The organism is Psychrobacter sp. Rd 27.2 (genome assembly GCF_001921755.1).
Taxonomy (GTDB): Bacteria; Pseudomonadota; Gammaproteobacteria; order Pseudomonadales; family Moraxellaceae; genus Psychrobacter; species Psychrobacter celer.
In genome coordinates this window covers 1-743 of the sequence record NZ_MRYB01000042.1, presented here as the reverse complement: position 1 = coordinate 743, position 743 = coordinate 1, and the positions used below count along the sequence as shown (strand labels likewise).

Genomic DNA, 743 nt, shown 5'->3' with positions numbered 1-743 from the left:
TGCCTTTAGGCTGGCGCGTCTTGTTGTTAAATGCTGTTGTTAAAGCTGCTCGGCAAGTTTGGCTAGTACCTCTTGCGATACCCCTTTTGATTTTAAATAGCGAATTAGAGTCTCTTTTTCGTATGCCACAATTTGCATTTCCTGCCTACCTCTTTCTGTCATGACATTATTTAATGCTTCAGGACTTAATAGACCAAAATTGACTGCGCAACCTGTTCGTAAGTTCTCAATATGTCTTGCCCATTGATTCATCATTACTTGGCGTTCAGCAAGGTGAGCAGATAGATCGTATCGGTTTTTAACACTCGATTGATCAAGATGAGATAGCTGGATTTCAATAACATTTTCTGAGAACTTTAGTTCATACAGCCCTGTGCTGGCAAGCTGCCTGAAACCATGGCCAGTCATCTTAGGGTAGGGATCGCCTGTGTAACCCATACGCTGTAGCGCCTGATTGAACCATGCTTCACTATAAGTCTTGTTTGACTCAAAGTTATAGAACACATAGCCTGTATGCTCTGTTAGGGGACGCATACGTTCAATGACCGCAATTGCTTGCGGTGATAAAGGAATAATATGATCTTGGCGCATTTTCATTTTATGCGCTGGAATGCGCCATACATTTTTATGATAGTCAATTTCTGACCATTCAAAAAATCTTAACTCTTTAGTACGAACAAAGCATAGTGTCATCAGTTGCAAGCCAGCAACCGTCTGCTCATGACCGTTAGGATGGTTTTTTA

General features: G+C 41.5%; 1 protein-coding gene. It reads right to left on the bottom strand.

Annotation, left to right across the window (positions count from 1 at the left end; all coding sequences use genetic code 11):
* Positions 1–39: 39 nt before the first annotated feature.
* Positions 40–743, bottom strand: a 704-nt coding sequence (locus BTV99_RS12515; protein ID WP_143507162.1) for a site-specific integrase, incomplete at its 5' end; no start/stop codon positions are given.